The organism is Planctomyces sp. SH-PL14, assembly GCF_001610835.1.
GTDB lineage: Bacteria > Planctomycetota > Planctomycetia > Planctomycetales > Planctomycetaceae > Planctomyces_A.
Map to the genome: position 1 here is coordinate 5,976,872 of NZ_CP011270.1, position 24,721 is coordinate 6,001,592.

Here is a 24,721-nt window from a genome sequence, read left to right on the forward strand (position 1 = left end):
TCGAGACCCTGAACACCGTGTCGGTGAGGACAGAGCTGTGAAGATCGACGAACAGCGGACCAATCGTCCCCGTGGAATCCTGCGGCCGCTTTCCGCGGCGCTGGGGCTGGGAGCGGCCCTCGCGTGCGGCGGACCTGCGCGAGGGGAGGAGACGCTCGTTCCGGCCGGGACGTCGCTGACGGCGGCCGACACCGCGGGCGGCGATCGCCCAGGGACCCGGCGGGCGCTCATCGTCTGCGGGCATCCCGGCGACGCGGAGCATTTTCAAACTTTCTCCGAGACCGCGGCCCGGCTGCGGGAGGGGCTCGTCAAGACGGCGGGAGTCGCGTCCGGGGAAGTGAAGCTCTATTTCGGCGTCGATCCCGAGCGGGACGATAAGGCCCTGATCCCCGAGGGGACGATCGGCCCGGCGACGCGGGAGGCCCTGACGGCGGCGGTCGAGACGCTGCGGGCCGAGCTCCGGCCGGAGGACACGCTGTGGGTCGTCTTCGCGGGGCACGCGCACTTCGACGGCCGGCGGTCGTGGATCAACCTGCCGGGGCCGGACTTTCACCAGGACGAAATCGGCAAACTCTTCCGGGGCCTCGCGTGCCGGGAGCAGGTGTTCGTGATCGCCACGGCGGCAAGCGGCTTCTACGTGAAGCCGCTGTCAGCCCCCGGGCGGGTTGTGATCTCGGCGACCGAGGCGGACCTCGAGGTGAACGAGACCCTCTTCGCCGCGGCCCTCGCGGAGGAACTGATCCGCCTGGGCGAACCCGCGGTCCCGAAAGCGGCCAGCGCCGCGCCGCCGGCCGCCGAAGCCGCGGCGACTCCCGCCACGCCGCCAGCGCCCGCAGCCGAGGCCGGGCAGGAGACCGTGGCGCCCCCTCCGTCGCCCGATGCCGACGGCGATGGCGTCCTGACGCTCTTTGACCTCTACATCGCGACGACCCGCGGCGTTGCGCAAAAGTACATCGCCGAGAGCCTGCTCATCACGGAGCACGCGCTGATCGACGATAACGGAGACGGCCGGGCCACGGAAGTCCAGCGGGACTATCTCACCGAGGCCGAAGGGGGCCGCAAGCGGGCGTCGTTCGTGCCGAGCCATCCTGCGGGCCAGGATGGCTCGGCCGCGGCCCAGATCCGCCTCGCCGTGCCGTAAGGGGATCGAGTTTTAGCCACAGATGAACACAGATCAACACAGATAAAGGCAGGGAGGCGTCGTTCGGTTTCGCCTGACACGGAAAACGAATCCTATCTGTGTTCATCCGTGTTGATCTGTGGCTTATCCCTCTTCTTCTCAGAAGGCAGGTGCGGCCTCAGTCGACGTGGAACGTGACGTAGGTCTTGTCGCGGCTGGCGGGGTCTCCGCGCTGCGTCGACATCTGCGTCGGGTCGCGCTCGGCCCGCCAGACTTCTTCTTTGGCATACCGGGCGACGATGCCGTCGTAGTGAAAGCGGGCGAAGGCGTACTCCCACTGCCAGCCCCCGAGATTCCCCTCGGCCGGCCGGGCTTCGAGGAGGAGCAGCGCTTCGGGATCGGTGCCGAGGGCGAAGGAGAAGATCGCCCCGTCGAGGAGCGTCTCGGAGACGCGGTGGCCGTCGTCCTCCCCGCGCGGCGTCGCGTCCTCTCGCGGGGGCTTCGCTTCATAGCGGTAGAGCGGCTGCGGGAGGAGCCGCAGCTCGGTCGCCTCGTCCTTCTCACCGTGGAGCGAGGCGGAGAACTGGCGGGCCATGTCCTTGAGCTGGATCGTCCGCAGCCGGGCGCTCTTGGCGGGCCGCGGGGCCTCGGGAACCGGGCGGAACTTGACTCCCGCCTCGGGGCTCCGCCAGGCGATCTGGCCTGCGAACCGGGCCGTCAGCGGGACGGTCGCCAGGGACTGGAACTCGTGCTTGGTCCGGACTGCTTGCAGCTTGTAGGTGAAGACGCTCCCGATCACCTGCGGCCGGCCCTCCTGGAGCCAGAGGAAGACCGCGCCGTCCTCGCTCGTGCGGGCGGGGTTGCTCCAGTGGAGGAGGGGCTTTTCGAGCATCGCGAGCCGCGGGGCGTTCTTGCCGTCGAGCCGGATGTCATAGGCCGCGACTCCCTGGCGGAAGCCTTCAATGACGTCCGCCGCTTCGCCTGCGGGAGGGGACGCTGGAGGGGCAGGGGCCTGGGCGATGCACAGGGCGGCGGCGAGCAGGAGAGCGGCGTTCATGACGATCGTCCGAACTTGTGACGAAGAGGCGGCGTGACGGGGGGAGGCGTTTCAGGTTTCAGCCACAGATAAACACAGATGGACACAGATCAGAGGGAAGGGCGGAGCGTTCCGTACCTTATCGCCTTATCCGTGTTGATCTGTGTTCATCTGTGGCCCCCTCCTCCTGGTCCGAGTTGCGACGCGTTCAGGGGGCGGCCGGCGCCGGAGCGGCGTCGGCGCGGGAGAGGAAGAGCCAGTAGGGGTCTTCCGGGCGGCCGACGACGTTGGGGGTCCGGGGGGCGGACCAGACTTCTTCGTCGCCGAGGGACAGGTGGAGTTCGGCGCTCCCCATGCGGGCGGCCGCGAGTTTCCATGTGGCGCTGGCCGGTTCGGGGCCGGTCGCTTCGATGAGGACGAGGATCTCGGGGTTCGTGCCGTGGGCGAAGACGAAGACGGTGCCGTCGAGGATGCCGGCGGCGGGGTCGGCGTAGCGGTGGACGGGCTGGATGAGGAGGCGGAGTTCGTAGCGGGAGTTGTCGGGGTCCCAGAATTCGTGGGCTTTAAGGCGGCCGGCGATTTCTTTCATCTGTCGGAGGCGGACGCGTTCGGAGTCGCCGATGGGAGGGCCCGTGATGGGGGCCGGTTTGAATGCGGCCGCTTTGGGGGTCCAGCGGGGGCTCAGGGGGGCTCTCATCTCGACGAGGTCGGTGGAGGTGAGGGAGACGGCGTGGATCCAGAAGCCGCGGTTCTCGTCGCTCTGGTAGAGCTCGAGGAAACACTTTGGGCGGCCGGCGCGGCCCCAGGCCCAGAGGGTGCCGTTGTCGTTCTGTCGGACGGGGTCGCCGTAGGTGATGAGGGGTTTTTCGATGCGGTCGAGGGGTTTGCCGGTGGCGAGGGTCGCTTCGCACTGGGTGATGTGCTGGGTAGCGACGCGGATTTTGGCTTCCGCTTCGGAGGTGGGGGAGGTGGAAGTGGGGTCATCGGCCAGGGCAGAGAAGTGCGGAATGGAGAGGGCGAGGCCGATGGCGGCGATGTGGAGGAGTGAATTCGTCATTGGTCACGTTGTTGGTGATGAGCGTGAAGTGGATGGGCTTGATTCACCGGGTCCAGGGGCACCCTGGTGGGGAGTGCAGAGGGGCAACGCCCCTTTGCCCGCCGGAGGCCGTCTCGTCGAGAACTGTCTGAAGGAGTGAGTGTCCAAGCGCGGACACCGTGTCGGATGCCCCCACACCAACCCGCGGCGGTTGCAAAGCGAGCGGCGAGTCCTCGACGCCGGCTCCACAAAGGGGGCGTCCGTTGCTGACCACGGTTCCTCGTGGAAGTGCCTCCGGCGGCAAGGGGGTGAGACCCCCTTGACCCCAGCGGCCGTGGCACGATGGGTTTGAGCGAGCACAGCCGTGCCGGCAAGGACGTGGTTTGAGCATTGATGACGATCGAAGCTGACTCACCGCGTCATCTCCACGCGCCACTCACGCCAGCCCGACCCGCCGACGCCACAACCACTCCGCCGTCAACAAACCGACCAGCCAGCACCACAACCACCACGAACTCCAGATCGGACTCCGGCTCACCACCGGAGCACCCACCTTGATCGGGATCTCCCCCAGCACCTTCGCCAGATCGTCTGCCCCCGACAGGACTTTTCCTCCCGACAGCGTCGCGATCCGCTTTAAGAGGTCATGGTTCGGGAACGGATTCTGAAGCTCAAACGGATCATGCAGAATCTGGACGTCGAGCGACGTACTGTCGACCTGCGTCTGGTCCTCATACGCGGTCAGCTCCAGCCGCAGCGACTGACTCGCCGCTCCCGACAGCAGCGTGTCGGCGATCGCGAGCTTCAGGCCATAAGCCGGCTTGTCCCCCTCGGCCACCAGCGGGATCTCCAGCTCCTCACCCCAGGCGATATAGGGCCCCTCCTCGCCGCTCGTGCGCGGAATCCCCTCCGGCCACTTCAGCGGCGAGTAGTCGCCGGGGATCTCCTTGAGCGAGCTGTTGGGCTCGATCATCGCCACGATCCGGTAGTCCTTCGTCTGCCGGGCCAGCTCGTTGAACGCGGACGACGTGATCTCGACCGCGTCCCCGGGGTGATAAAACCGCTTGTCCGCCCCCGCGATCAGCCGCCGTCGGCCGATCGATGAGTTCTCCGTGAGCCAGTAAACGAGGTTCCGCCAGAACCGGGCATAGTTCCCCTGGTCTCCGCCGCCGACTCCCCCCTCCTGCTTCCAGTTCGTGTTGAACTCGGCTGCCCACGGCGGCGTGATCGCGTTGCGGAGAGCGATCGTCCGCCCCCGCCCGTAACGACCGACGACCAGCGCCGCCGTCACTCCGCGAGCCGCGGCCCCGCCGGCAGGATTCGCCTGCCGCTCGGTCGACTCCGGCCCCGTTTCGACGAGGCGGCGGAAGAAGTCCTGAACGCTCGCCGCGTCCCCCTGCGGGACGGCGCCGGCCGGGGGCGTCGACGACCCGGTGACGGTGCCATCGGCCAGCGTCAGCGTGAGGTTCGGCTTCACCGCCGCGAACTGGTTCGCTCCCAGGAGCGGCGGGATCGCCGCCAGGGCCTCCCGCGTGCGTCGCTCTTCGGTGTAGAGCGACCAGATCGGATGGGCCTCGGTCCCCGGAAGCGGCTTCCAGGCGATCTGCTCCGAGGAGTTCCAGTCGGGACCCGGCAGCATCTCGACCGGCAGCATCTCGGCGATCTTGGTCTCGTGCCAGCCCCCCGACGAAAAGCTCCGCGGGCCCCCCGCCATCAACAGCCCGCCGCCCCGCTGGCCGATCCACTCCTCGATCCAGTCGACCTGCTGCTGCGTCAGGAGCCGCTCGGGGATGTCGCTGAGGAAGATGGCGTCGAAGGCCGCGAGCTCGGCCTTGGTTTCGGGGAAGCCGCGGCTGCGGTCGAAGCCGGTCTCGCCGATCCGCACGAGGTCCCCCCCGCCGCCGGCGCTCGCCACCACGACGCACTCGATGTCGTCGTCCCCCGTAAGGGCCTTGGCGACGTCCGAGTGCGCCCCGCGGATCACCTGCCGCGTCCCGACCACCGTGGCCGAGAGCGGCTGAGACGACCCTTCGAGGTACAGGATCCGGATCTTGGTCCGGTCGATCGCGATCTCGCTCGTGAGGCTGTTGTTGGCGTCGGAGATCTCCTCGTCGGCGGTCGGGATCCCGACCTGGACCTTGTGCGACTCGATCGTGCTGCGAAAGGAGACGGTCGCCGCCTGGAAGCCGCTGCGGAGCGTCACCGGGACGCTCGCCAGCTTGCGGGCCGGCTTGCCGCCGCCCGCCGGGACCGTCAGCTCGACCTCGGTCCGGTAGCCGTCGAAGCCGAAGCTGCGGATGAAGACCTGGACCTCGACCTCCGAGAACTTGCGGACCCGCGGCGGGACGACGGCGGCGACGATCGAGATGTCCCCCCGCTTCCCGAGCCCCCCCGTCGGCATGACGTGGACCGGGACCTGCAGCCGCCCGAACTGCGAGACGATCTGGTCGACGCCTCCTTCCTCGTCGCGGGTCCGGCCGTCGGAGAAGACGACGATCCCCGCCGGCGGCTTGTGGCCGAAGCGGCTGGAGATCTGCCGCAGCGCCGTGATGAGCTGCGTGTCGGAATCGGTCGGGGCGAGCGGCGCGATGGTCTTCGCGGCGGGGGCGGCCGGCCCGACGTTCCGCGTTACGTCGGCGGCGTAGGCGGGAGCGGTCAGCGAGAGGGCGCCCGACGCCCGTTCGGCCTGCTGAGTGCCGGGGCCTGCGCCGGCGCCAATCTGCCCGGCTCCAATCTGGTCCAGACCGCCGCTCGCGAGGAGCCGCTGGCCGAAGCGGAAGAGCTTCACATCAACGGGGCTGCCGCTCGCCTGGGCGGCGGCGTCCCGCATCGCTTCGAGGGCGTCTTCCCAGCGGGTCGTCGGCTCGCCGAGGGTCATGCTCTGCGAACTGTCGACGAGGTAGAAGAGCTCCGGCCGCTCGGCGATCCCCGGCGTCTGGGTGACCCGCACCGGGTTCAGGAGAATCAGGACCAGCGTGGCGACGAGCAGCCCGCGGAGGACGAAGAACCCGGTCCGCCGCGAGATCCCCGCCGGCGGGCCGAGCGCGCGGCGGAACAGGGCCCACAGCAGGACCGCGGCGAGCGCGATCCCCGCCAGGAGCGGGAGGGTGACGGGCGATTCGAACGCGAGACGCGACACGTCGGAACTCCAGTGGCCCGTCTCCGCCGGTCGAGCGGAGCGGGCCGGTCGGCTTTGTCAGTCGGCTTCTTCAGGATTTGGGGGCGGGCGCGGGGGCGTCGGCCGGCAGGGGCCGGGGGAGGGCCCCGGTGCTTTCCGCCGGCTCCGCTGCGGGCTGGGCGGCGCGGAGGTCTTTCAGCTCCGCGGCGGTCTTATGTCCGGCGTAGAACGTGGTGTAGGGACGGGTGATGGCCCCCGCTTCCTCCGTGTGGGTGTCGACCCGCCACACCTCGGCGTCTCCCAGGCGGATCCAGGCGGGACGGTTCGTGATCCGGGCGGGGGCGTACTGCCACTGCCAGTTCCCGTCAGCCCCCTTGCGAGCCTCAACGAGGACGAGAACCTCGGCATCGGTCCCGGTCGTGAGGACGTAGGTGAAGACCGCCCCGTCGAGCCATTCCGATGACGGGTTCTCGGCAGGCCGCTGGTAGCGGAACATCGGCTGGGGGAGGAGCCGCAGCTCCCACTCCGCTCCGTCGAACTGCGTCCGAACGTCGAACGCGCGGGCCAGGGACCGCATCTGGGTCAGCCGGGCCTTCTCGGTCCCGGCGGGGAGCGGCGCATCGGGGATCGGGCGGTACTCGAGGCCCGTGGTCCGCGGGATCCAGTCCTGGCCGTCGGGCAGCTTCTGGGGAGCGAGCGGCGCCGTCGAGAGGGCGTGGAACTCGTGGAAGAACATCCGGTCGCCGCCGGGCTGCGGTCCCGACAGGATGCAGCCGACGACCTCCGGCCGTCCGCCGCGCTGCCAGATAAAGAGGTCCCCCGACCAGTCGTTGGGGCTCGCCCAGTGGAGGACCGGCTTGGCCTCCCGCTCGAGCTTCACCTTGTGCTCCGCGTCGGCGAAGAACTGGTACGTGTCGGCCCCCTGGCGATAGAGGGTCTGGAGGAACCGCGACTGCGCCTCGGCATCGTCCTCGGCCCGCGCGGCCGGGCTGGCGGCGACCATCGCGCCGACCGCCATCCAGAGGGCGGCGGCCAGTCGTGTTCTTCGTTGTCCGGTCATGGTTCCCCTCGCGTTGTGGTTAAACACCAAGGCACCAAGGAGGCACCAAGAGCACAAAGGTCAGATCCTGCGGAGTCACGCCTTTGTGGCCTTGGTGAACTCTTTGTGTCTTGGTGTTTAACTCCCCCTACTTCGGCTCCGGCCGCTTCTGCTTGGCAAGGACTTCGTAGTACCGCTCGACAAGCTCGGAATACTGCGGCGGAGTCACTTCGTCCTTGCTGCTCAGGAGGTCGCCGAGCAGGAGTTCCTGGATATGGGCCTGGACCTCCTGGACGACGTTCCGGACCGCCATGCCATACCCCACCGGGACGTCGATCCGCTCCCGGTTCCGGTCGATGATCCAGCCTTCGCCCTTCACCTTGAAGTGCTCCGCGTCCTCGGACCAGCCCGCCTCCTTCATCATCTCTTCGAGCTTCTCCCGCAGCCCCTCGGCGATCTTCATGTCCTCCATCTTCTGGAGGAGCTTGCCGGCGTCGACGTGCCATTCGACGACGTCCCGCTCATTCTGCAGCTCGTTGAGCTTCTCCTGCAGGCTCTGGAGCTTCCGCTCGATGTCCATCAGCTCTTCCAGCCGCGGAGCCGCGACCTCCCGGAAGGCGGTACTCAGCCGGTTGGCCGCCGCTTCCCAGCGGTCGGCGCTGTCGGCCGCCGTCACTTGGGCGTCGCCGTACTGCCCCTCGCGGAGCTGCTGCGGCAGTCCTTCCATCCGGCCGATCGTCTCGTCGAGCTTGTTCTCCTTGAGGATCGCCTCGACCTTGGCGATCACGTCCTTGTCGGCCGGGTCGGTCGACTTGAGGATCGACTGCAGGATGTCGACGACCGTCTTGCCCGCCTGGGCATTCCGTTCCGCTTCCTTGGCCAAGCCTTCGGCCCGGGCTTCCTGATCCGCTTCCGGATCGGCGCCGCCCCCCTGGCCCTCGCGGTCCTTCATCGGCGGCATCTTCCCGCCGCCCCCCGCCATCGGGTTCTCCATCGGGTCCTTCGCGGGATCGCTTCCCGAGCCCGGCATCGGCTTCTGATCGTCGGGCTTCGGCTCGCCTGCTCCGCCTCCCTGGGGATCGTCCATCTCCTGCGGCTCGCTGCCGCTCCCCATCGGCATCGGGGCCTTCGCCCCGCCGCCGGGGTTCTCCTTCTTTTCGGACTTGTCGTTCTTCATCTCTCCCTGCTGGCCGTTGGGGCCGGGGGTCTGGGCGGCGAGCTCCTTCTGGGCTTCGGCCACCTCCGCGGCGAGTTCGCGGGCGGCGTTGAGCCGTTCCGCCGCTTCCGCCTTGGCGAGCGCATCGACCTGCTTGGCGAGTTCGTCGAGCACGTTCCGGGCCTGGCCCGACTGCTCGAGCGCCCCGGCCGAGTCTCCGCGGTCGAGCGAGCTGTTCGCCCCTTCGAGCGACTTGTTGGCCTCGGTCATCCGCCCCTTGGCAAGGTCCGTGATGTTCTTGAGCTTGCCGAGCGCCTTGTCGATGTCCTGCCCTTCGAGGACGTTGTCGAGCTGCCGGTCGCGGAGCTCTTCCCGCGACATCCGCCGCGGTGGGGCGTCCCCCTCCTTGCCCCCCATGGCGTCCTTGTTGCCGGCCCCCTTCGGCGGGTTGGCCTCGCCCTTGTCTCCTTCGCTCTTGTCCCCTTCGCTCTTGTCCCCTTCGCTCTTGTCGGAGGGCTTCTCCATCGGCGCTCCGTCCTTGTCCCCCTCGGCCATCGGCTGGGGAGTCTTCGGATCGGTTCCGTCTTTCGGCATGGGCGTGGGCATCGGCGAATCGGCAGCGTCCTTCGGCTCGCCGCCCCCTTCGCCCGTACCCCCTTCCTGCATTCCGCCTGTCAGCTCGGCCTCGATCTCCTCCTGCGCGGAGGCGAGCTGCTTGATCCGGCGGACCACTTCCTCTGCCTCCTCCTTGTCGGACTTCGGGCGGCGGAGCTTCTGGGCCAGGCGGCGGTCGGCCGCCGCGAACCCGCGGAACTTGCTCGGGTTCTTCTGGATCTCCTCCCGCAGCTTGTTGCGGCCTTCGATCAGCTCCTTGAGCGCGTCCCGCTCCTGCAGGACCGCGGTGTCGTACTTGCCGGCGGCCAGCGAGTCGACCGCCGCCAGCATGTGGGCCTCCGCCTGCAGCAGGAGCTGGATCTCGTCGATGAGGTCGTCGTTCATGAACACGGAGAGGCTGTCGGCCAGCTGCCGCGTCGCCGTGGCGATCTCGGCCTCGGACTTCACCAGGCTGTCGATCGCTCCCAGGTCGATCTTCTCCTTCCGCTCCGCCCGCATGGCGACGGTCATCGAACGGTTCAGGTTGAACCGCTGCCGCTTGATGAGCTCTCCGAGCGAGGCGATTTTGGGAGGGGGAGGCCCGTCCCCGTCCCCATCGGGGTCGTCCCGGACGGCGTAGCGGATCCGGAACGGACGGATGTCGACGAACCGCAGGTCGGTCACCGAACGGTGCGGCGTCCCCGGGTAGTTGTCCTCCGCGAAGGCGTAGTAGGCGACGCTGTCGGTCATCTTGAGCTCGAAGAACTCGAGCGGCAGGACCTTCTCGAGGGCCGCCTGGGTGTCGGGCGTCAGCTTGCCGAGCTTCTGGAGCTCCTCGGCCGCCGTGGCGAAGTCCTCGCTGAGGAGCGGGTACTCCTCTTCGTTGTTGACCTCGAAGATGATCCCCGCCCGCGAGAGGCCGAAGTCGTCCCGGACCCGGATCCGCATCAGGACCTCGGCCAGCGTGTGGACTTCGAGCTCGTCCCCCGGCTCCTCGAAATAGACTTCCGGCGGCTGGTCCGGCCGGACCCGCACGCGGTAAGAGTTCTCCGGCAGCCGCTGCCCTTCGCTCGTCTCGGCGATGATCGAATACTTCATGTCCCCCGTCAGCGGGAGGAGGGCCGTGAGCTCTGTCCCCGCGATTTCCAGCGGGACGGTCCGGGTTGAAGGAGGGGCGGCTTCGTCGTCGCGGCGGGCGAGGTCCCGGATGACAAGCGACGCCGTCCGCGGCGGCTGGTCGAGCGTGATCGCGAACCGGGCCGAGCTTCCTTCGACGACGGTCAGGTTCGGGTCTTCGGTCGTCTTCGGCGGGTGGTTCGTGTAGGCCGGCGGCGTGACTTCGATCTTCACCTCCTTGAGCGCCAGCGGGTAGCGGACGTCGATCCGGTAGATCGGGCTCTCGAGGTCTCCGGCCGCCGCGCGGTACTCCATCGGCTTCTTGACCGAGTCGATCCGGGCAGTGAACGTGAGGAACCGGTCGCCCCGCTCCGTCGCCTGGCTGGCGCTGAAGTCCCGCTGCGACCAGACCCCCTGCGGGTCTCCGGCGGGGCGGGTCAGGAGTTTCACGTCGCGGTCGGTGCGGCCCGAGAGGGTCCATTCGATCTCGACCGGCTTCCCCTGGTCGACCTTGATGTTCCCCGGCGCGACCCGGAGCTGGCTGTACGGCGTTTCTGAAAGCAGCGAGCGGGCGGCCGCGACCCGGACTTCCCAGTTGAGGCTCATCGTCCCCAGAAGCAGCACGACCGAAGCCGCCAGCCCCCCGGCGATGAGCCACATCCGCCGCGCCGGGACGATCGAGTCGAGATGCAGACCGCGGGACCGCGAATGGGTCTCGTCTTCGAGCGCCGAGACGAGCCCGCTCCGCACGCCGGCCGCCTGGATCTGGTCGGTCGAGGCTTCGCCGTACTGGACCGTCGTCCGGATCGACTGCCCGAGCTGCGGGAAGGACCGCTCGATCTCCGCCGCCGTCCGGGGCCGGGTCCCGCCGCGGCGGAACTGCCGCCACAGCTGCCAGGCGAAGACGCCGGCCAGCCCGATCCCGATCCCGATCCCGGCGATGCGGGCCCCCCGCGAGAGCTCGAGCCAGAAGTCGGCTGCGATCAGGGCGATCCAGACCGCGAGGACCGCCAGCCCCCACACCGTAAGCGACTGCCCGAACTGAACCCGCCGCAGCCGCGCCCACAGGGCGTCGAACCGGCGGAGAAAAGGGGACTCGTGGATGGTGGACATGGCGGTGAAGGGCCAGGGACCAGGGGGACGAGGACTACGACGGGGAAGTATCAAGTGGCAAGTATCAAGTATCAGTTGGAGGGCGAGTCTGGCTGGGGGCGACGCTTTCTCCGGCTTGCGGCTCGGCAGGAGCCTCGCCCTCCCAATCTGCCTCTAACTGACACTTGCTACTTGTTACCTGATACTTCCCTAACTCACCGTTCGATTCGCCACGAACGACTCCAGTAACATCAGCCCCACCAGGACCACGGCGGCCCAGTGCCACTGTTCGTCCTGGCGGAGGTCGGTGGCGGCGAGGGCGGCGGCGGCGGCGTTGGCCGGGCGGACGAGGGGCTCCCCCGGCTTCTCCGCCAGGGTGAGCTGGAACCGTTCCGCGAACTCTTCATTCGTGCACCGGTCGGTCTCCGACTCCCGCGGGCTCGGATTGATGACCTGGTTGTGATTGGGGCGGCGGGCGACTTCCGGCCGGGCGTCGACCGAGGCGGCGGCGTCGATCAGGGTCGGGCGGACCGGGCCCCCGTCGTTGAGGCCGAGCGGCTCGCCGACGATCTGGTGGACGAGCGGCAGGTAGAGTCGCGAGCTGGGCCACTCCCCCCAGCCCCGGTCGCAGGTCGAGGTGAACCAGACCGCCGTCCCCTGGCCGAACCGCTGCTCCAGGATCGCCGGGTCCCCGCCGCGGAACTGGGCCAGGACACGGACATCGGAGGTCGCCGCGGGAGCCGGGGCGTCCTTGCTTTCGGAGGAGCCGCTCGGCTTCGAGGCCGCGGCCGGGACGACGATCTTCGTGTAGCCGCGGAAGGCGAGCCGGCGGAGGTCGCCGTGCTGCGGGTCCGCGAAGGGGCGGATCAGGGGATGCTTGTCCTCCCACTGGTCGATCCGGAACGGCAGGTCGCTGGCGTGGACCGGGCCGGCGATCTGTCCCGGCACGAGCCCCGCCGCCCGCAGCGTCTCGTACCCCCGCGACTGGATCTTGTCCCCGCCGAAGACCACGAGGCCCCCGCCGGTCCGGACGAACTCCGCCAGGCGGCTCGCGTCGTCCGCCGCGATCTCGGCGACGTTCGCCAGGACGACGACCCGCGCGTCCGTCAGCGAGGGGAGCTCGTCCCCCGGCTGGAGCGGGACCACGACCGGGTCGAAGGGGGATTCGGAATACTCTTCGCCGTCGGGCGCGAGGCGGAGCGACGTGGCGAGGAAGTAGGTCTCGCTGAGAAACGGAGAGGTCGAGGGGGCGCCGTCGGCAATGACGACGCGGCTCGGCCGGACGGCGAGGACCGCGACCTGCCGGGAGTTGTCGAAGCGGAGATCGTCGTCGGTCTCGATCGAGACGGTCCCGGTCCAGAGGCCCGCGTCGAGGGCCGGGATCTCGAACTTGGCGCTGCCAGTCGAGCCCGGCTCCAGCTTGACCCGCTCCCGCAGGCTGAGCTTGCCGGCCGGGCTTTCGAGCTTCAGCAGCACCTGCTGCTCGGCGACCGGGAAGGGGGTGCTGTTGAGGACGGTCGAGAGGATCGTCGTCGGCTCGCCGGGGCGGACGACGCCGCGGATCGGGCGGGCCTCGGTCACGGCCAGGTTGCTGACGACCGCCCGGCCGAGGTCGTGGATGTGGACCTGGACCGTCTCTGGCAGCGGATCGACCTCGGCCCAGTCGAGCCCCGACCGCTGGAGGTCGGTGAAGAGGTGCAGCTCCTGCTCCGTCGCCGCGACCCGCACCGCGAGGTCGCGGGCCCAGTTGATCGCCGCGCCGTAGTTGGTGGCGTGGTACAGGGGACCGGGCGCGGGGACGTCCGCCAGGAGCTTCGACGCGGTGTCGCGGTTGCCCCCCACGGTCGGCTTCCCGGCGGTCTCGTTCCGACCCGCCGCTTCCGTCCCCCCCTCGTCAGTCGAGACCCCGTCGAGCGGGCGGAGGGCGTCGTCGAAGAAGGCGACTTCAATGCGGGTCCGCTCCGCCTGCTGGGAGACGATGTGGCGGGCCTCGGCGATCGCCTGCTCGACGAGCCGCCCCTGGTCCCCCTTGAGGTCCATGCTGGCGGAGCGGTCGATCAGGATCATGACGAGCCGCCGGTCGCCGCCGGGGGCCGCCTCGACGAAGTAGGGCCGGGCGAAGAGGAACGCCAGCAGGAACACCGTGGCGATCCGCAGGGCGAGCAGCAGCCACCGCATGATCCGCTGCCGCTGCGCGTTCCGCTCCAGGACCTGCCGCAGGAACCGCAGCGTTCCCAGGTTCACCCGCCGCGCCTGCGAGCGAAACATGAGGTGGACGATGACCGGAAGGGCCACCGCCGCCGTCGCGAGCAGGAATGCGGACTGGACGAAGTGCATTGGGGGGAGGACGTGGGTAGTGGGTGGTTGGTCGCGGGTCGCGAGTGGGTTACGGGACTCACGCTAGCCCGAAGCGCAAGCGAGGGACGGAGGGGGAAATCCCTCGCTTGCGCTTCGGGCTGTTGTAGGGTTGTTCTCTCTCATCCTTTGTGACACCTCACAGCACTCTCGACCGCCGGACGAGGTAGTCGAGGAGGGCCTGGTCGAGGGGGTCGTCGGTCGTCAGTTCGACGCGGTCGATGGCGCGGTTGCGGCATTCGACTTCGATCCGCTGCCGCCACTCGGCGACCGCGTCCCGGTAGGCATCGCGGATTCCTTCGACTCTCGTGCTCAGTTCCGCGCCGGTCTCCAGGTCGTGGAACCGGATGTTGCCGTCGAGCGGCAGGTCCCGCTCCCACGGGTCCCACAGGTGGAACAGGACCACCTCGTGGTTGCGGAACCGGAGGTGTTCGAGCCCCTTCACGATGGCGTCGATGTCGTCGAACAGGTCGCTGATGATCACCACCATCCCGCGGTGCCGGCAGAGCTCCGCCGACTGCTGGAGGGCCCGGGCCGCCTCGGACTGCGGACGGGCCTCGGTGGTGGCGATGAGGCGGAGGATCTCGTCGAGCTGGTGCGGCTTGGCCCGCGGCGCGAGGTGGCCCAGGACCCCGTCGGCGAAGAGCGTCACCCCGACCGCGTCCCGCTGCTTGAGGGCCAGATGCGCGAGGGCCGCGGCCAGCGACGCTCCGTAGTGGAGCTTCGTCCGGCCGGTGTTGGCGCACTCCATCGACCCGCTCACGTCGAGCAGGATGTAGAGGTTCATGTTCGTCTCCGCGTCGAACTCTTTGACGTAGAGCCGCCGCTGGCGAGAGAACAGCTTCCAGTTGATGTACCGCGGATCGTCCCCCGGGACGTACTCCCGGTGCGAGGCGAACTCGACGCTGAACCCCACGAAAGGACTGCGGTGCAGCCCGGTCAGAAAGCCTTCGACGATCGACCGCGCACGGAGCTCCAGGCTCTCCATGCGGGAGAAGAAGGCGGGGTCGGTGAGGGAGCGGGGATCGATCATGGATCGGGAAATGCGTTCAACACCAAGACACAAAGCCGCACGAAGAGGAGCAGGCTCAGTATCGCTTCGGGACCTTTATGCCTCTTTGTGTCTTCGTGTTTCAGTCTTCTTTACCCTTCGGTCGGGACCGCGTTGAGGAGATTCCCCACCAGCACGTCGGCATCGACGCCGTCCGCGCGGGCGTGGAAGTTGAGGACGAGGCGGTGCCGGAGGACCGCCGGGGCGACCGCCTTGAGGTCCGCGAAGTCGACGTGGTACCGCCCCGCCAGGATCGCCCGGGCCTTCGCGCCGAGGACGAGGTACTGCGACGCCCGGGGGCTGGCGCCGTAGTGGATGTACTTGTGGAGGCCCGCGTAGGCCTTCGGTCCCGATTGTCCCGGGGCGGCGGGGCGGGTGGCGGCGACGAGGCGGGCCGCGTACTCGATCACGCTGTCGGCGATCGGCACTCCGCGGACGATCGCCTGGAGCTGGAGCAGTTCGTCGGCCTTGAGGACCGATTCGGCACTCGCGGTGAGCGTGCTCGTCGTCCCCTTGATGATCTGGACCTCTTCGCTCACCGTCGGGTACTTGACCCGCAGGTTGAACATGAACCGGTCGAGCTGCGCCTCGGGGAGCGGATAGGTCCCCTCCATCTCGATCGGGTTCTGCGTGGCGACGACGAAGAACGGCGGCTTCAGGGTGTAGGTCTGTCGGCCGACGGAGATCTCCCCCTCCTGCATCGCCTGGAGGAGCGCCGCCTGGGTCTTGGGCGGGGTCCGGTTGATTTCGTCGGCCAGCAAAAAGTTGGTGAAGACGGGGCCCGGCTGAAACTCGACGAAGTGCTTCCCCGCCTGGTCTTCCTTGAGGACGTCCGCCCCGGTGATGTCCGAGGGCATGAGGTCCGGCGTGAACTGGACCCGCCGGAACTCGAGCTCCAGGCAGCGGGCCAGCGTGCGGGCCATGAGAGTCTTCCCGAGCCCCGGCACCCCGTGCAGGAGGACGTGGCCGCGGCACAGGAGGCAGACGAGGAGCGACTCGATGATGTCGTCCTGGCCGACGATGACGCGGGCCATCTCGGTCTTCACCGCCCGCTGCGCTTCGCGGAGGCGGGCGATGACGGCGGTGTCGTTCGGTGTGTTCATGGATCCGGGTTTCAAGGATGTAAAAGTTCTGTTTCGGGCGAGCGGGGGACGTCAGTCCCCTGATGGCGGTGTCCTGAGAACGGCGCGGAGCTGCGCGCCAGGCGTCAGTCGGGCGGCCCCTTCTGCGCGTCGGCGACCTCGCCGGACTTCCGGTGGTACTCCTCGTCGGCCCGCTGGGCTTCATTCGGGTCGATGAGCTGGTCTTCGTCGGTGTCGATCTGGTCGAAGTCCTGCCGCGAAGCCTGGAACTCCTGCCACGAGAGGTCGCCGTCGTTGTTGCGGTCCATCGCCTGGAACCAGGCCGGGCCCACCGGCGGGCGCCGCTGGAAGGCGGGGAGCTGCGAGGCGGCGGCGGTCTGGTCCGCCCCGCCGAACAGGAGATAGGTCCCGCGGACGAGCTCCAGGTGGTAATGCCGGATCGGCTCGTTCGGGGTGATGACGCCGCTCGAGTCCCGGTCGAGCTGCCCGAGCGACTTGTGCATCGCCCGCCGCTCCCGCTCCGAGATCCGGCCGTCCCCGTTCCGGTCGAGGTACAGGAAGTAGCCCGCCCCGGTGTCGTACAGGTTGACCCGGCAGGTCGTGGCGGCCGGCTCGCCCCGGGCGGCGACGAACCGCTTCATCTCGTCCCCGAAGACCTTCTGGTCGTTGTCGACGTCCATCAGTTCGAAGAGGCCGTTCTCGAGGCGGATGCTGTCCTTGACCTCGGCCCGGTCGAGGTAGCCGTTGGCGTCGATGTCGAGCCGGTTGAAGACCCGCATGGCGGACTCCATCGTCCGGGCGATCGGGTCGATGTGCCGGTGCGAGAGGCTGATGACCGCATCCCGGAACTGGACCTTGGCGAAGTCCGGCCGGTCGTCGCCGTCGAGCCGCTGGACCCCCGCCGTCAGGATCCGGATGCCGGGCTGCTTCCCCGGTCCGGGGTCGAGGTCGACGGCGATCTCGAGGTCGACTTCGCTCTCCGTGATCCGCGCCAGCTCGCCCGCGTCGAGGAGCCGGTCCCCGTTGCCGTCGAGCGTGGCGACGCGGGGCTCGCTCCAGCCGATCTCCGCCGCCGAGAGCGACTTGCTCCCGTCCCGGTCGTACAGCTGCAGGAGCCGGCGGGCCACGAACGGGTCCGCGAGGTCGCGGAGCTGCTGCGAGGCGGTCGCCGCCGGCTTGGGGGTCGCGTTCAGGGCGGCGAGCGGGTCGTTGACCGGGGGGGCGGGCGGGAGGAACTCGTCGAACGTGACGCACTCGTCCCTGTCGCCGTCCTTGGCCAGGATCCGGTCCGCCGCCGAGGAGATCTCGTCCGCGTCGATCGACTCGTTGCCGTCGGCGTCGAGGAACGCGAAGACCTGTTTGTCCGGCTCGGCGGCGGAGGTGTCCTGGCGATAGACAACCGTTTCGCCGCCGAACCGTTCGATCGTCCGCTCGATGTCCCCCTGGGCCAGCGTCCGTTCACCCGCCCCGATCGACTGCAGAAACCCCTTGGCGGACTCCCGCTGCTTCGTCCGCAGGAGCGGCGACTGGCTCGCCTCGTCGCGGCTCAGCTTGCCGTCACCGTTCGTGTCGAGCGTCTTCAGCAGCTCCTGGGCGTACTCGCGTCGGCGGGCGGCGAGCGTCTTGCCGCCGAGGCTGATGTGAACGCGGAGATGGAGCGGTCCCCCTTCGAGCAGCAGGATCGAGTCCCGGCTCTCTCCGGCCTGTCCCGCGCCGGGAGCGTCCGCCGCGACGGCCGCCATCGGAACGGCGGCCGCGGCGGCGCGGGAGCTCACGGCCGGGTTGGGATCGGCTCCGAGCAGCGAGGCGGCGATGAGGAAGAGTTCAGTCATTCCCGGCAGGGGAGAAGGGGGAAAGGATTCAGGAGTTAGGATTCAGCGTTCAGGACTCGCGGCCGAGGGACAGGGGGTTTGGCCGGACCGGTGGCGCGGTCGCGGGTGTCGCCGCGCCGGTTGCAGGCTTCTCGCGGCTTTGGGCCGGCGGATCGAGGACCATGACTCCGTCGCGGGCTTCGAGGTACGGGTCGTCGGGAGACTTCGGGTTCTGCCAGAAGTTCGCCGCGGTGAAGATCTGCTTCCCGTCGAGCCGGACTTCGAGCTGGCGGGACGTCATCCGCGCGACGGTGTACCGCCAGGACTTCTCGCCGTCCGCTCCCTTGCGGGCTTCGATCAGGAGCAGGATCTCCGGGTCGTTCGCTTCGACGAAGGCGAACATCCCCGCGTCGAGCAGCCCGGCCGCCTCGTCCTGATAGCGGTCGATCGGCTGGGGCATCAGCCGCAGCGCGTTGGGCTTGCCGTCCCGCAGGAAGTTCTCGGCCTCGAACCGGCGGGCGATGTTCCGCATCGTCGTCAGCCGGGCGACCGGTCGGTCCTCGGGGACTCCCGTCTCTGGCACCGCCTGGTCGAGGAGGCCGCTGCGCTTCGGTGTCCAGCGGGCCTGTCCCCGCCGCTCGCAGCGGAGGGGCGTCCCGACGAGCGACGTCATCTCGAAGAAGACCGCGTCGGGGTCTTCCGGGCCGCGGATCGAGAACGAGCAGGCGGCGATCGGACGGATGCCGTCCCGCCAGACAAAGAGCGTTCCGTCCTTCACGAGTCCGCCGCTGGGGTTCGTGTACCGCAGGAGCGGCGCGAGCTGGTTCTTGAGCGGCTTCGGGGGAGACGCGGTACCGGCCTCGTCCCGCGAGAGGGACCATTCGGCGAACTTGTCCACCACGTACTGGTAGCGTGCCTCGCGGTCGGGATCCTGCGGATCGTCAGCGCGGACGGTCGGCGCCGCCAGGCCGAAGAGCAGGAGGAGGGACCAGGCTTTCATGAGGTCTGCCACGAGTACGGCCCGGAGGCCGCGGATACGGGAACTATTTGGCGAACAGGAACGATTCCGGGCCGATCGCCGCGCCGTCTGGACGGCGGCGGCCGGACGACAGGCCGGGACAAAACTCAGACTTTGACGATCTCCTTCACCGGCTCGGCTCCCTTTTCGACAATCGAAATCGGCCGGCCGATGGTGGAGATGTTCTCCTTCGTGTGGTCGATTCCGACGGCGGCACAGACGGTCGCCAGGAACTCGGGCGGGGTGACCGGGCGATCCTTGACCCCCTCGCCCCCCGGTCCCGACTGGCCGACCACCTGTCCCCCCTTGATCCCGCCGCCGCACAGGACGGTGCTCCAGGCGTCGGGCCAGTGGTCCCGCCCCTGGTTCGGGTTGATCTTCGGCGTCCGGCCGAACTCCCCCATCCAGACGACGAGCGTGTCGTCGAGCATCCCCCGTTCGCGGAGGTCGGAGAGGAGGGTCGACCACGCGGGGTCGAGGACGCCGCACAGCGTCTTGACCTGGTTGAAGTTGTCGCCGTGGGTGTCCCAGCCGAAGGCGTTCACGCCCGCTCCGGTCAAGCCGACCTCGACGAACGAGACCCCCCGCTCGATCAGGCGGCGGGCCAGCAGGCACCCCTGGCCGAAGCGGTTGCGGCCGTACGAGTCCCGCAGCTTGGCCGGCTCCTCTTCGAGCTTGAAGGCATGCTTGGCCTGCGACTCGATCATCTTGCGGGCCTTCTCGGCATTGGCCCGGTGGGCGGCGGTCGAGGTCCCGCTGGCCCGCTTCTGGAAGTCGTTCTGGAGGAAGCTCAGGATCTCGAACCGCTGCTTCATCGCTTCCGGGGTCGCCTTGGCCGGAGGAGCGAGGTTCTCGATCGAGAGGTTGGCCCGCGCTTCCGGGTCATCGCTCGAGCCGGTCACGGTCAGGGGAGCGTAGTTCGGCCCGAGGAAGCCGGCCCCACCCGAGTCCCCGAAGCGGAACGGCGAGACGCTGACGTAGCCGGGGAGCATGTCCTCCTCGCGGCTGAGTTCCTTGGCCACGATCGACCCGATGCTCGGATAGTCGAGGGCTCCCGCCATCGGCCGGTAGCCGGTCGTCATCAGGGCGGTCGCGAGGCCGTGGTCCCCCTCCTTGGAGGTCATGCTGCGGATGATGGCGAGGTCCTTCGCCTCCTTGGCCAGGAGCGGCAGGTGCTCGCTGAACCGCACGCCCGGAGCGGCGGTCGCGATCTCCTTGAACGGGCCCCCGTTGGCGTGGCCGGGCTTGAGGTCGAAGGTGTCGGTCTGGCTCGGTCCGCCGGGCATCCACAGCAGGATGCAGGCCTTACGGTGCGGCCGCGCCTCCCCTTGGGCATCGGCGGCGCGGGCCAGGCGCGGCAGCCAGCCGGAGAACGAGACCCCGAGGGCGCTCGCCACCGACATGCGGATCAGGTCGCGGCGGGAAAAGTCGTGGAACATGGGGATCTCCGGGCGAGATCGGGAACAGGGACAGGGACGGGGACGGAGGACCGAAACAGGACTCAGGTCACGGACGGGGGTGATACTCGATACAGGCGAACGGCTCGTTGAGGTCATACGGCGGCTGCCGCCAGCCGATCGACCAGACCTCCTGGTCGCGGTCTTTGGCGGTCAGGGCGTAGCCGGTCATCGGCGCAAGGGCGTGGTGCCACTCGAGCGCTCCCCCCTTGTCGCTCCGCCGGGCTTCGAGGAGCAGTAGCCCCTCGGGGTCGGTCCCGTGGGCGTAGGCAAAGATCGCTCCGTCCACGACGTCACCCTCGTCGCTGCCGTAGCGATAGAGCGGGGTCGTCATGAGCCGCAGCTCCCAGCGGCTCTTCCCTTCGAAGTCGTCCTGGAACTGGAACCGCTTGGCGATCTGCCGCATCTGCGTCAGCCGGGCGGTCTTGGTCTCAGCCGGCGCGGGGGCGTCGGCCAGCGGCTTGTAGGTGATCCCGCCGCGGCGGGGGTTCCAGGTGGTCGCCGTCCCCTGCTTCACGCTCAGCGGACTGGTCGTGAGCGACTGGAACTCGTGGAGCCAGAGGTCCTTCGTGTTGCCGAGGATGAAGACCTGCACGATCGCGACCGGCTGGGACCGGGCGTCCTTCCACAGGAAGATCGTCCCGTCCGGGACGTTGCTGACCGGGTTGTTCCAGCGGAGGAGCGGCTCGGCGATGAGGTCCGCGGGCTTCTCCCCTTCGGCGGGGGTCACGACGTACTCCCCGACCGACCGCTTCATGAAGTCGAGCCGCTTCCCCGCCGCTTCCGCCGTTTCCTCCGCTTCGACCCGGGCCGCGGCAATGACGCCGAGCGCCAGCGCAAAGGGGGCGACGCGCCACAGGCTGCGGTGCGGAGGGTCGAGGCGGCTGGCACGGACGTCGATCATCGGTCGGGCCTCGAAAGAGAGGTGTGGGGTCAGGGACGGGGCCAGGGTCACCGGCGGGGGCCGGGAAATTCGGATCGAGCGGTATGGGGCGCCCGCGAAGGGTCGACCAGGGAACGGGGAATCGGACGAAGGGGATCACCGACTCAGGACAAACTCGGGACTGTTGAGGAGTCCCCAGAAGATCTCGGCGAACGCCTCCTTCTGCTTCTGCCGGTCCCCCTGTTCCTTGACGTACTTGAGGAGGAACGCCTGCTCTTCCTCGGTCGGGACGCGGGTGAAGGCGGCGAGGTACAGGGCCTCGAGCTTCTGGTCGTTGCTCAGGAACGGGGCCTCGACGACCGCCCGCAGGGTGCGGCTCTCGTCCAGGTCGGTCGCCTTGGCGGTGATCTGGCCGTTCATGAGGAGCAGTGTCTGGGGGATCCCGCCTCGAAAGTCTTCGGGGGTATTGCCGATCGCCTCGTTGAGCCGGCCGATGAGTTCGTTCATCTGGCCGTTGTGCCGCGGGCCGCCGTCCACCTTCGAGACCGGCAGCGCGAGGGCCTGCTCCAGGGAGTCGTAGACCTGCTCGGGGAGGAGCGTCTTGACCGGGCGGACGCCGGCGGTCTCGTCCTCGCCGTCGGCGCAGAGCCGCTGATAGGTCCGGCTCTGGCAGATCCCGGCCATCAGCCAGCGGAGATCGAAGTCGTGCCGCTCGAACTGTTCCGCCAGCTCGTCGAGGATCTTTCGCTCTTCCGGCGTGGCGGTGTCGAGGTCGTCGACCGCCGCCGTCAGTCCCCGTCCGCAGAGGTACTGCCAGACGCGGTTGACGGCGGTCGAGGCGAAGTTGGGATTGTTCGGCGAGGTCATCCACTCGGCGAAGACCTGCCGCGGGGTCTTGTCTTCGGGGAACTGCGGGACGTCGCCCCACAGGAAGCGGGCGTCGTAGTCGGTCGAGTTCGCCTCGTTGCGGATCTTGGTGACGGATTCATCGAGCCACTCGCCGTTCGGCCCCCGCTTGCTGCCGGCGAAGAAGGCGGCGACTCCCCAGAAGTCGTTCTGCTTCCACTCGGCGAAGGGGTGATCGTGGCACTGGGCGCAGCCGATCCGCACGCCCAGGAACGTCCGGGCGAAGGAGTTGGCCAGGTTCTCCGGCGTCGCTCCGACCGCCTCGTAGAGGACGATCGGGCCTTCCGGCATCGCCCGCACGATCAGGCCGTCGGCGGGCTGCGGCCGGGTGACCGGCTTGGCGGTCACGAGCGAGCGGGCGAGTTCGTCGTAGTGGACGTTCTGGGCGAGCTGGACCTTGAGCCAGGGGTCGAGCCGCGTGGCCATCGCGGCGCCGGGGCCGTTGCCGGGGACCAGGAGCCGCCGCCAGACGCGGGCGAGGTGTTCGGCGCAGCGGTCGGTCTGGCGGTTCTGCTGGCCCGCCGTTCCGAGCGTGGAGTCAACGAGGAGGTCCCGTTTGTATTCCGACGGGTCGGCCATGAAGTCCCGCGTCGTGGAGACGCTGGGGATGGAACCGGTCAGGTCGAGCGAAACCCGGCGGAGGAAAGTGGGGTCGTCGACGACGTCGAACTTCGTCCGCTGACCTTCGGCACTGGTTTCGAAGCGGAGGTCGATCCAGTCCGCGAGGTCGCGGGAGGACATCCGGGCGGCCGCGGGATTGGCGACGAGGGCCGGCGCGGCGGGGACAACAGGGGAGGGGGCCGCGTCCTGGGCGAAGGCGGAGGAGAGGCAGTTCTCGAAGAATCCCGTTCCAGCGAAGGCCGCCCAGGCGAGGCCGAGATGCAGCGCGGAGGCAAACGGGGAGCGGGGAGCCACGATATCCTCCGGCGACGACAGGACTGTGGACGATGGGGGGCCGAGCAGGTTTTTGAGAGCGTATAGACTCGATGTCTATAATGCAACGGAAAAGAGTCCGGTGCTGGGAAAAATGTCTTCGCCCACCCGCCGGCAAAGCGTTATTCGCTCAAACCCAACGTGCTACGGCCGCTGGGGTCAAGGGGGCCTCGCCCCCTTGCCGCCGGAGGCGCTTTAATGAGGAACCGTGGTAAGCAACGGACGCCCCCTTTGTGGAACCGGCGTTGAGGACTCACCGCTCGGTTTCGAATCCCCGCGTGTTGGTGAGGGGGCATACGACACGTTGTCCGCGCTTGGACCGGTGCTCCTTCAGACTGTCCCCTACGAGACGGGCCTCCGGCGGGCAAAGGGCATTCTGCCCCCTGCACCCCCTGACCAGGGTGCCCCTGGACCCGATGAGGGCCAATGATCCTGAGTTACGCCGCTCTACCTTCCGCCTTCAGCCTGAATCCCTTCCGCCTCCCTCACGGCCCCTCTGCACTCCCCACCAGGGTGCCCCTGGACCCGGTGAGGGCTTAACTCTGACGGAAGATCAGCGAGACGTTCTGGCCGCCGAAGCCCGAGTTGTTCGACATCACGGTTTGAATCCGACCCTCCCGCGCACCACCCGGCACATAATCCAGATCACACTCCGGATCCGGAAACTCATAATTCGCCGTCGGCGGCATCACCTGCTCCTTGAGCGCAAACATCGAAAACATCGCCTCCAACGCCCCACACGCCGCCACCAGATGACCCGTCGACCCCTTCGTACTCGACATCGGCAGACCCCTCGCCGCCTCCCCAAACACTGACCGCACCGCCCGCGTCTCCGTCCGGTCATTCGCACTCGTACTCGTCCCATGCGCATTGAGATACGACAGATCCCCCGCATTCAACCCCGCATCCCCCAACGCCTGACGCATCGCCCTCGCAATCCCATTCCCATCCGCCGGGATATCCGTAATCCGATACGCATCCGAAGCCACCCCATACCCAATGATCTCCCCATACACCTCCGCCCCCCGCCGCCGGGCATGCTCGTACTCCTCCAGCACCAGCATCGCCGCCCCCTCGCCGAGAACGAACCCATCCCGCTCCCGGTCAAACGGCCGCGAAGCATGCGTCGGGTCCTCATTCCGCGTCGACAACGTCGTCAACAGACAGAACCCCGTCAGCCCGAACGGATGAATCATGCTGTGCGACCCACCCACAATCATCACGTCCGCCTGCCCCTCCCGGATCAACCCCGTCCCCTCGCCAATCGCCTGAGCCGACGCCGCACACGCCGTCAGCGAGTTCAAATTCGGCCCCTCCGCCCCGAACAACCCCGCGATCCGCGCGGCTAACACGTTCGGCTCCTGGTTCCGCTCAAAGTCGGCATCCATATGCCGCAGCCCCAGCTCCGTGAACCGGGACGTATCGCCGCGGTCCAGCTCGTCGATCGACTCCGACAGCAGCCGCATGAACAGCGGAAAATCCTGCGACCCTTCCCCCGATCCAAGATACACCCCCAGCCGCGCCGGATCCCCCGGAAACCCATCGGCCAGTCCCGCATCCTGCATGGCCTGGACCGCCGCCGCGACGCCGAACTGAATGTGCGGCCCCGCCTTCTCGAAGGTCTTCACCCGATCGGCATCGAGCCAGCGGCCCAGGTCAAAGTCCTTCACCTCCGCGGCGATCTTCGTCGGAAAGCCCTCCGCATCGAATCGGCGGATGACGTCGACCCCCGACCGCCCGGCACAGGCCGTCGCCCACGCGTCGCGCGGACTGTGACCGACGGGAGAGATGCATCCGAGACCTGTGACAACGACGCGTCGGTTCATGGGAAGTTCCTTTGAGTTCTCAGTTGTCAGTCGTCAGCCAGACCCAGGTTCTGTTCGCACCCTCACACCTCACACTAGCCCGAAGCGCCAGC

At 68.5% G+C, this 24,721-nt stretch carries 15 protein-coding genes; 1 reads left to right on the forward strand and 14 read right to left on the reverse strand.

Annotated elements, in window-relative coordinates; genetic code table 11:
• Positions 1 to 37: 37 nt before the first annotated feature.
• Positions 38 to 1,141, forward strand: a complete 1,104-nt coding sequence (locus VT03_RS22965) for a hypothetical protein (protein ID WP_075095163.1) — start codon at positions 38 to 40, stop codon at positions 1,139 to 1,141.
• Between the two features lie 157 nt (positions 1,142 to 1,298).
• Here the strand turns inward: VT03_RS22965 and VT03_RS22970 are convergent, their stop codons facing one another.
• The 14 genes from VT03_RS22970 to VT03_RS23035 all read right to left on the reverse strand — a co-directional run bounded on the left by VT03_RS22970 (position 1,299) and on the right by VT03_RS23035 (position 24,629).
• The gene (locus tag VT03_RS22970) at positions 1,299 to 2,177 is read right to left on the reverse strand and encodes a hypothetical protein (protein WP_075095164.1); all 879 of its coding nucleotides are present in this window, start codon (positions 2,175 to 2,177) and stop codon (positions 1,299 to 1,301) included.
• A 187-nt stretch (positions 2,178 to 2,364) separates the two neighbouring features.
• The gene (locus tag VT03_RS22975; protein ID WP_075095165.1) at positions 2,365 to 3,213 is read right to left on the reverse strand and encodes a hypothetical protein; all 849 of its coding nucleotides are present in this window, start codon (positions 3,211 to 3,213) and stop codon (positions 2,365 to 2,367) included.
• 415 nt (positions 3,214 to 3,628) lie between these two features.
• Positions 3,629 to 6,331, reverse strand: a complete 2,703-nt coding sequence (locus VT03_RS22980) for a glutamine amidotransferase (RefSeq protein WP_075095166.1) — start codon at positions 6,329 to 6,331, stop codon at positions 3,629 to 3,631.
• Positions 6,332 to 6,401: 70 nt separating this feature from the next.
• The gene (locus tag VT03_RS22985) at positions 6,402 to 7,370 is read right to left on the reverse strand and encodes a hypothetical protein (RefSeq protein WP_156514705.1); all 969 of its coding nucleotides are present in this window, start codon (positions 7,368 to 7,370) and stop codon (positions 6,402 to 6,404) included.
• A 127-nt stretch (positions 7,371 to 7,497) separates the two neighbouring features.
• A complete protein-coding gene (locus tag VT03_RS22990) occupies positions 7,498 to 11,328 on the reverse strand; it encodes a DUF4175 family protein (protein WP_075095168.1) in 3,831 nt (1,276 codons plus the stop codon).
• A 189-nt stretch (positions 11,329 to 11,517) separates the two neighbouring features.
• Entirely contained in the window at positions 11,518 to 13,644 is a 2,127-nt protein-coding gene (locus VT03_RS22995; protein ID WP_075095169.1) for a BatA domain-containing protein, read from the reverse strand.
• Positions 13,645 to 13,801: 157 nt separating this feature from the next.
• Complete coding sequence (locus tag VT03_RS23000) at positions 13,802 to 14,695, reverse strand: DUF58 domain-containing protein (RefSeq protein ID WP_075095170.1); 894 nt, start codon at positions 14,693 to 14,695, stop codon at positions 13,802 to 13,804.
• 110 nt (positions 14,696 to 14,805) lie between these two features.
• Positions 14,806 to 15,816 carry an AAA family ATPase gene (locus VT03_RS23005; RefSeq protein ID WP_075095171.1) on the reverse strand — a complete coding sequence of 337 codons (1,011 nt, stop codon included), beginning with the start codon at positions 15,814 to 15,816 and terminating at the stop codon, positions 14,806 to 14,808.
• Between the two features lie 104 nt (positions 15,817 to 15,920).
• Complete coding sequence (locus tag VT03_RS23010; RefSeq protein WP_075095172.1) at positions 15,921 to 17,627, reverse strand: EF-hand domain-containing protein; 1,707 nt, start codon at positions 17,625 to 17,627, stop codon at positions 15,921 to 15,923.
• A 49-nt stretch (positions 17,628 to 17,676) separates the two neighbouring features.
• A complete protein-coding gene (locus VT03_RS23015; RefSeq protein WP_075095173.1) occupies positions 17,677 to 18,606 on the reverse strand; it encodes a hypothetical protein in 930 nt (309 codons plus the stop codon).
• Between the two features lie 125 nt (positions 18,607 to 18,731).
• Positions 18,732 to 20,063 (reverse strand): DUF1501 domain-containing protein, encoded by a 1,332-nt coding sequence (locus VT03_RS23020; RefSeq protein ID WP_075095174.1) that lies wholly within the window; start codon positions 20,061 to 20,063, stop codon positions 18,732 to 18,734.
• 67 nt (positions 20,064 to 20,130) lie between these two features.
• A complete protein-coding gene (locus VT03_RS23025; protein WP_075095175.1) occupies positions 20,131 to 20,985 on the reverse strand; it encodes a hypothetical protein in 855 nt (284 codons plus the stop codon).
• Positions 20,986 to 21,120: 135 nt separating this feature from the next.
• Positions 21,121 to 22,785: a DUF1549 domain-containing protein gene (locus VT03_RS23030; protein WP_075095176.1), complete on the reverse strand. Its 1,665-nt coding sequence runs from the start codon at positions 22,783 to 22,785 to the stop codon at positions 21,121 to 21,123.
• A 554-nt stretch (positions 22,786 to 23,339) separates the two neighbouring features.
• Positions 23,340 to 24,629, reverse strand: a complete 1,290-nt coding sequence (locus VT03_RS23035) for a beta-ketoacyl-[acyl-carrier-protein] synthase family protein (protein WP_075095177.1) — start codon at positions 24,627 to 24,629, stop codon at positions 23,340 to 23,342.
• Positions 24,630 to 24,721: the final 92 nt, after the last annotated feature.

Bases quoted from the DNA above. Each gene is read 5' to 3' on its own strand.
- VT03_RS22970 (WP_075095164.1), bottom strand. From the start codon at position 2,177: ATGAACGCCGCTCTCCTGCTCGCCGCCGCCCTGTGCATCGCCCAGGCC.
- VT03_RS23010 (WP_075095172.1), bottom strand. From the start codon at position 17,627: ATGACTGAACTCTTCCTCATCGCCGCCTCGCTGCTCGGAGCCGATCCC.
- VT03_RS23005 (WP_075095171.1), bottom strand. From the start codon at position 15,816: ATGAACACACCGAACGACACCGCCGTCATCGCCCGCCTCCGCGAAGCG.
- VT03_RS23015 (WP_075095173.1), bottom strand. From the start codon at position 18,606: ATGAAAGCCTGGTCCCTCCTCCTGCTCTTCGGCCTGGCGGCGCCGACC.
- VT03_RS22985 (WP_156514705.1), bottom strand. From the start codon at position 7,370: ATGACCGGACAACGAAGAACACGACTGGCCGCCGCCCTCTGGATGGCG.
- VT03_RS23020 (WP_075095174.1), bottom strand. From the start codon at position 20,063: ATGTTCCACGACTTTTCCCGCCGCGACCTGATCCGCATGTCGGTGGCG.
- VT03_RS23000 (WP_075095170.1), bottom strand. From the start codon at position 14,695: ATGATCGATCCCCGCTCCCTCACCGACCCCGCCTTCTTCTCCCGCATG.
- VT03_RS22975 (WP_075095165.1), bottom strand. From the start codon at position 3,213: ATGACGAATTCACTCCTCCACATCGCCGCCATCGGCCTCGCCCTCTCC.
- VT03_RS22995 (WP_075095169.1), bottom strand. From the start codon at position 13,644: ATGCACTTCGTCCAGTCCGCATTCCTGCTCGCGACGGCGGCGGTGGCC.
- VT03_RS22990 (WP_075095168.1), bottom strand. From the start codon at position 11,328: ATGTCCACCATCCACGAGTCCCCTTTTCTCCGCCGGTTCGACGCCCTG.
- VT03_RS23035 (WP_075095177.1), bottom strand. From the start codon at position 24,629: ATGAACCGACGCGTCGTTGTCACAGGTCTCGGATGCATCTCTCCCGTC.
- VT03_RS23025 (WP_075095175.1), bottom strand. From the start codon at position 20,985: ATGATCGACGTCCGTGCCAGCCGCCTCGACCCTCCGCACCGCAGCCTG.